A 6,363-nucleotide genomic window follows, 5' to 3' on the forward strand; every position below is an offset into this window, starting at 1 on the left:
TCGTTGTGCGGCTCGGCTACGAGGAGAGCGAGCCGCACAACGACGACCCGTACGCGGACCACTGGTTCACGAAGAAACTGGCGCGCCCGGCGGCTCCGACAAGCGGGTGACCGGCCGTTCGTCGTGCGGGCGCTCGGCGTCCGAGCCGCACAGCTCGTCGGTGAGCTCCTCGACAAGACGGACCAGATCGGTCGGCCGGTCGGGCCCCCACCAGTCGCCCAGCAACTCCGCAAGGGACTCCTCACGGGCCTTGGCGAGCCGGTCGGCGGCCGCGCGCCCGGTACCGGTCAGCACGAGGTCGAGCCCCTCACGGCGGGCGAGCCGACGCTCCTCGACCTGCCGCGACGCGGCCATGATCGCGTCCAGCGGCACCATGCTGCGCTCGGCGAGCACGGCGGGTTCGACCCAGCCGTACCTCCGGATCCGCAGCAGCAGCCAGCTCGCGGCGGGCAGCAGGTCGTAACCGGCCCGCGCGGTGATCGTCCGGTAGATCTCCCGCCGGCCCTCCCGCGACCCGAGCAGGGACAGCGCCCGGCACACCTCGTCGTACGACGACCGCTCGACGGGGTTGCTGGCGAAGGTCTCCGTGCCGTCGGGTGCCGTCACCGAGGCGCGCAGCCGGTCCTCCCGCAGGAACCAGGCGAGGACGAAGCCGAGCAGGGCGACGGGGGCCGCGTAGACGAAGACGTCGGTGATGGCCTCGGCGTAGGCGTCGAGGGCGGCGGGCCGCAGCGAGGACGGCAGCTCGGCGATCTCGCGCGGGTCCGCCTTCAGCCCGTCCACGCTGACGCCGGCCGGCAGCCGGGCACCGTCCAGGGCGCTCGCCAGCTTGTCCCCCAGGTGCCCCGCGAAGACCGTGCCGAAGACGGCCACCCCGAACGCGGCCCCGATGGACCGGAAGAAGGTCGCGCCGGAGGTGGCGACGCCCAGGTCCTCGTACGGGACGGCGTTCTGCACGATCAGTACGAGCACCTGCATGACGAGGCCGAGCCCGAGCCCGAAGACGAAGAGGTACGCGCTCATCTCGCCGTCGCCGCTGCGGGCGTCCAGCTGGTGCAGGAGCAGCAGGCCGAGCGTCGTCACCGCGGTCCCGGCGACGGGGAACACCTTCCAGCGGCCCGTACGGCTGACGATCTGCCCGGACACCGTCGACGACAACAGCAGACCGAACACCATCGGCAGCATGTGCACACCGGACATGGTCGGCGACACACCGCGCACGACCTGGAGGAACGTCGGCAGATAGGTCATCGCCCCGAACATCGCGAAGCCGATGATGAAGCTGATCACTGCGGACAGGGTGAAGGTGCGGACGCGGAAGAGCTTCAGCGGCAGCACGGGTTCGGCCGCCCGCCGCTCGACGGCCACGAAGACCACGGCGAGCGCCACGCCCAGCACGGCGAGCCCGACGATCTGCGGCGAGCCCCAGTCCCAGGTCGTACCGCCGAGGGAGGCGACGAGGACCAGGCAGGTGGCGACGGAGGCGATGAGGAAGGTGCCGAGGTAGTCGATGACGTGCCGCTCGGCCTTGCGGGGGACGTGCAGGACGGCGGCGATGACGATCAGCGCGACCGCCCCGACCGGCAGATTGACGTAGAAGACCCAGCGCCAGCTCAGATGCTCGGTGAACAGCCCGCCGAGCAGCGGCCCGAGCACACTGGTGGCGCCGAACACGGCCCCGAACAGCCCTTGGTAGCGCCCTCGTTCACGCGGCGGGACGAGATCCCCGACGATCGCCATCGACAGGACCATCAACCCGCCGCCGCCCAGGCCCTGGAGCGCCCGGAACCCGATCAACTGCGGCATGTCCTGCGCCATTCCGCACAGCGCCGACCCCACGAGGAAGATCCCGATCGCCGTCTGGAACAGCCGCTTGCGGCCGTACTGGTCCCCGAGCTTCCCCCACAGCGGTGTCGCCGCGGTCGCGGCCAGCATGTACGCGGTCACGACCCACGACAGATGGTCCAGCCCGCCCAGATCGCTCACGATCGTCGGCAGCGCCGTCGACACGATCGTCTGGTCCAGCGCGGCCAGCAGCATCCCGAGCAGCAGGGCCCCGATGGACACCATGACCCCGCCCCGCACGTGCTCGGCGGCCCCCTCGGCACGACGACGAGCACCGGCCGGGTCCGCCGCAGCCGCGCTCCCCGCCGGGTCTCCCGCCGTGGGCCCCGCCCGGTGCCCCGCCGTGCGGCCGCCGTCGTCGTGCGCGGTGTCGTCGGTCATGCGGGCCTCCCGAGGGCCTCCGAGGGGCTCGCACAGCGTCCCCGGTCTCCTCATTCCTCCGGTGTTGCTTCCATCGTGGGCGGTGTGACCGGTTATGGCCTGTCGAACCATTGCGGCGCCCGTCACTCCTGTGACGATCGGGAGGTTGTGTGACGACGGTTTGCATAAACTCGGGAGTCTTCACGGGGAGGGACCACACGTGAGTGAACCGAACAGCCACATATGCCCGGAGTGCTTCACTCCCCGGGCCCCGGACGGGACCCCGTCCTGCGGCTGTGGCCGCCGCGCCTCCGAAGCACTCCTGGAAGCCCGCACGGCACAGGCGGCGGCCGCCGAGGACTTCGACCCGCTGCGCATCCGCCCGTACGTGGAACTGGGCGACGCCGGGGACGACCACGGGCACCGGGGCGACACCGGCCCCCTCACGGACCGGGGGCACGCGCGCGGCCCCGGACACGCCGAGCCCGCCGAGGCGGCGACGATGCGGCTGGCGGCCTTCCGGGCCCCGCGCACGACCACACCGGCCGACGACGACCGCACCCGGCCGCTCACGGTCCCGCCGCGCCCTTCCTCCGCCGGGCGCGCGCACACCCGCTCCTCGACACCCGCATGCCCCCGCTCCGCCGGCCGTCGCCGCCGTACGGGGCTGATCGTCGCGCTCGGCGGCACGGCGGCGGCGGGGGTGATGGCGGCGGCCGGCTTCATGAGCGGCCTCTTCTCCTACGAGGCGCCCGAGCGGACCGGGGCACTCCCCGACGACGTGCGGGCGAGCGCGCCGGACACCACGGTGGACGGCGACAAGACGCCGGTCGAGACGCCCGAGGAGGCCACCGGGGGCGGAGCACCCGCACCGGCACCGCCGGGCGGCGCCGGAGGGGCGAAGCCGTCCGGGAGCCCCTCCCCCTCCGCCTCGAAGCCGTCCGCGTCACCGTCCGCGTCCCCGTCGCCCAGCCCCAGTGAGGCGTCGCCCAGCGCCCGGGCCTCCGACAGGTCGACCGCCGACGACGCGAACAAGAAGGGGGACAGCCGGCTGGAGGCACCGAAGACGCTCCGCCTAGGCGACGACGACCCCGAGGTCACCGAACTCCAGCTCCGGCTGCGCCAGTTGGGCCTCTACGACGGCGACATCGACCAGAGCTTCGACCGCCAGGTCGAACAGGCCGTCATCGACTACCAGACCACACGGGCCGTCTCGAAGGACGACGAGCCCGGCGTCTACGGCCTGGCGACCCGGGCCCGCCTGGAAGCGGAGACCCAGGAACCCTGACGCCGGGGTCGACGCACACCCCCGTCGCCCCCGTGATGCAGGATGACCTCATGAGCATCGTCAAGATCAACGTCCTCAGTGTCCCCGCGGAGCAGCGCGAGGTGCTGGAGAAGCGGTTCGCCTCTCGTGCCGGGGTGGTGGAGAGTTCCGACGGGTTCGAGTGGTTCGAGCTGCTGCGCCCCGTCGACGGCACCGACAACTACCTCGTGTACACCCGGTGGCGTGACGAGGCGTCGTTCGAGGCGTGGATGGAGGGCCCGATGAAGCAGGCCCACCAGGGCGGCGGCGACCAGCCCCCGGCCGACCGCCCCAAGCCGGCCGCGTCCGCGTCCACCGTCTGGTCCTTCGAGGTGGTCCAGCAGACGGGCCCGAAGAACACCGAAGCCTGACAGCCACCGCCCCGCGCCCCGCCGTCGCCCCACCGTGCGCCGGGCGGGGCGCGGCTGCCGCCTCCAGCCGATGGCGCGGCTCCGGGCCATGTGTCGCGTCACACGGTGGGATCCACGTTCCACGCCTCCGGCAGATCGCTGCCACAGAAGACGCAGACGAAGTCGTCCTCGCGCACGATGTTGTGCTCCTGGCAGTCGGGGCACCGCCGGAACACCACCTCATGGGTGAAGCCGGAGGGCCGCCCGAGCCCCACGCCGTCCAGAGCATGAGCCACCGCCGGCCAGGAGATGACGTCCGGACAGTATCCGGTGGACTGGTTGCTGACCTCCCCCACGGTCCACCGGTCCCCGTCACGCATGAAGCTGATCTCACCGGCACTCAGAACCATGCGCCCGCCGGCGCAGGCCACGTGCTCACTTCGCCGCGGTGCCAGCCGAAGCACACCGTCCGTGCCGACCACGAAGGTGAACGGTTCGGTCAGTTCTGCTGCCGATCGCTCAACGATCCAGCGGTCGAAGTCAGCCGCCGAGCCGATTCGGCACCCGCCGCCGTCAGGCCGGACCGCAACCTCCAGCTCAGCCGGTCCGACGTACCTGTAACTCCGCCCCCGCGCACTCACGACGGCCACCCCGAAGCGCCTCCGGCACACACTTCTAGGCGATGTGCAGCCGGACCAGCCCGTCCTCGCCCGTCTCGACCCGTACCGAGCGCAGGTCGGGCACCACGACGTCCGGCCCGTGGGCGGCCGCGCGCGATCCGATGCCGACGACGCGCATGCCGGCGGCGCGGCCCGCCTCGATGCCCGCCTCGGAGTCCTCGAAGACGACACAGTCCTCGGGGGCGATGCCCAGTTCGGCGGCGCCCTTCAGGAATCCCTCGGGGTCGGGCTTGCTCGCGCCGACGGACTCGGCGGTGACCCGGACGTCGGGCAGGGCCAGCCCCGCGGCGGTCATCCGCGCGGTGGACAGGGGAACGTTCGCGGAGGTCACCAGCGCGTGCGGCACTCCGCCGGCGGTGAGGGACGCGAGGAACTCCGGCGCGCCCGGGATCGGGACGACCCCGTCCACGTCGGCCGTCTCCTCCTCCAGCATCCGCGCGTTGTCCGCGTGGTTCTGTGCCGTGGGCCGGTCCGGCAGCAGTACGGCCATCGTGGCGTACCCCTGGCGTCCGTGGACCACCCGCATGACCTCGGTCCCGTCGAGGCCGTTCCGCTCGGCCCAGCGCCGCCAGACCCGCTCGACCGCGGCGTCCGAGTTGACGAGGGTGCCGTCCATGTCGAGCAGGAAGGCGCGGGCGGTCAGAACGGTCGTGGCCGGCATCGGCAAGCTCCAGGACGCGGGAACGCGGGAAGGGGCCGGGCGTCCGGAGACGGCCGTACGGCCCCGTGCAAGGACAAGGCGGCCCCGCCCACCGGTCAGGGAATGCGGGCGGGAGCCACTTTGTTCCTCCACGGTACAAAACAAACGGGGCTCACCGCCACCCCCTTCGTCATCCCGTCACGGCTTCCCACAAACTCCACACACCGAGCCCCGTCATCAACACGGCCGCGATCTGGGTGATCAGCTTCAGCGGCACCCTCTTCATCAGCGCCCGGCCACCGACGATCCCGAGCCCGGCCACGGCCCACAGGGCGAGGACCGCCCCGAGGCCCACGGAGAGCGGGTCGTCGTACCGCGCCGCGAGGTTCGCCGTCATGATCTGGGTCAGGTCACCGAACTCGGCGACGAGGATGAGCATGAAGCCCGCGCCGGAGACCTTCCAGAAGCTCTGGTTCTCGGGCTTGCGGATCTCCTCCTCGTCCTCATCCTTCTTCATCAACAGCACCGCCGCGCCGCCCAGGAACAGCACACCGGTCAGCGCGTGCACGATCTGCTGGGGCAGCAGGGTGAGGACGCTGCCCGCGGCGACCGCCAGCGCGACGTGCAGGGCGAAGGCCGCGGCGACGCCGGCGAAGACGTACGAGGCGCGGTAGCGGGTGCCGAGGACGAGGCCGGCGAGCGCGGTCTTGTCGGGGAGCTCGGCGAGGAAGACGACGCCGAAGACGAGCGCCATGACACTGAAGCTGATCAAGGGTCCTCAATCGGTCGGGCTGCCCCACCGAGAGAAACCGTCCGCTGACGCGACACCTCGGCACGGCAGCACACGTTCACCCGTGCGAGGTCGCACGGGTGTGCACTGCTTGCCGAAGGTCTCGCTGGCGGGCCATTTGTCGATGGACCCGCTCCGGGCGCCGGCTCAGACGAGCTGAGCAGTATGTCGACGGTCCGGCGAAGAGCTACTCCCCTTCTGCGGGGCCCATGGTACGCGACGCGCCGCACAGGACGCGGGGCCGCGTTGTCCGGTGGGGGTGGGTGGGGGTTGTTCGCGCCCCCGCGGCGGAGCCGCATGTGCTTTTCAGGACGAAGGCGGCCGCAGGCCCATGCCTTCAGGGGCGCGGGGAACTGCGCGAGAAACCACGACGCACCCGCACCCGACGACGC

General features: G+C 71.9%; 6 protein-coding genes. 2 read left to right on the forward strand and 4 right to left on the reverse strand.

The genetic code is table 11. The annotated features are described in order from the left end of the window. Window positions 1–66 precede the first annotated feature (66 nt). Complete coding sequence (locus tag AOK15_RS34565) at window positions 67–2,226, reverse strand: MDR family MFS transporter (protein ID WP_055522257.1); 2,160 nt, start codon at window positions 2,224–2,226, stop codon at window positions 67–69. A 199-nt stretch (window positions 2,227–2,425) separates the two neighbouring features. Here AOK15_RS34565 and AOK15_RS34570 point away from each other — a divergent pair, with 199 nt between their 5' ends. After that, on the forward strand, window positions 2,426–3,493 hold the full coding sequence (locus AOK15_RS34570; RefSeq protein WP_055522258.1) for a peptidoglycan-binding domain-containing protein: 1,068 nt from the start codon (window positions 2,426–2,428) through the stop codon (window positions 3,491–3,493). Between the two features lie 50 nt (window positions 3,494–3,543). After that, window positions 3,544–3,882: an antibiotic biosynthesis monooxygenase family protein gene (locus AOK15_RS34575; RefSeq protein WP_055522259.1), complete on the forward strand. Its 339-nt coding sequence runs from the start codon at window positions 3,544–3,546 to the stop codon at window positions 3,880–3,882. A 98-nt stretch (window positions 3,883–3,980) separates the two neighbouring features. On the opposite strand, the gene AOK15_RS34580 is transcribed toward AOK15_RS34575, so the two are convergent. The 3 genes from AOK15_RS34580 to AOK15_RS34590 form a co-directional block, all read right to left on the reverse strand. Then, window positions 3,981–4,502: a hypothetical protein gene (locus AOK15_RS34580; RefSeq protein ID WP_055522262.1), complete on the reverse strand. Its 522-nt coding sequence runs from the start codon at window positions 4,500–4,502 to the stop codon at window positions 3,981–3,983. Between the two features lie 34 nt (window positions 4,503–4,536). Next, the gene (locus AOK15_RS34585) at window positions 4,537–5,202 is read right to left on the reverse strand and encodes an HAD family hydrolase (RefSeq protein WP_055522260.1); all 666 of its coding nucleotides are present in this window, start codon (window positions 5,200–5,202) and stop codon (window positions 4,537–4,539) included. 169 nt (window positions 5,203–5,371) lie between these two features. Beyond that, window positions 5,372–5,953, reverse strand: a complete 582-nt coding sequence (locus AOK15_RS34590) for a TMEM165/GDT1 family protein (RefSeq protein ID WP_055522261.1) — start codon at window positions 5,951–5,953, stop codon at window positions 5,372–5,374. Window positions 5,954–6,363: the final 410 nt, after the last annotated feature.

This window comes from Streptomyces ossamyceticus (assembly GCF_001418475.1).
Taxonomy (GTDB): Bacteria; Actinomycetota; Actinomycetes; order Streptomycetales; family Streptomycetaceae; genus Streptomyces; species Streptomyces ossamyceticus.

Coding starts and splice junctions, on each gene's coding strand:
- AOK15_RS34585 (WP_055522260.1), bottom strand. CDS start 5,202: ATGCCGGCCACGACCGTTCTGACCGCCCGCGCCTTCCTGCTCGACATG.
- AOK15_RS34565 (WP_055522257.1), bottom strand. CDS start 2,226: ATGACCGACGACACCGCGCACGACGACGGCGGCCGCACGGCGGGGCAC.
- AOK15_RS34575 (WP_055522259.1), top strand. CDS start 3,544: ATGAGCATCGTCAAGATCAACGTCCTCAGTGTCCCCGCGGAGCAGCGC.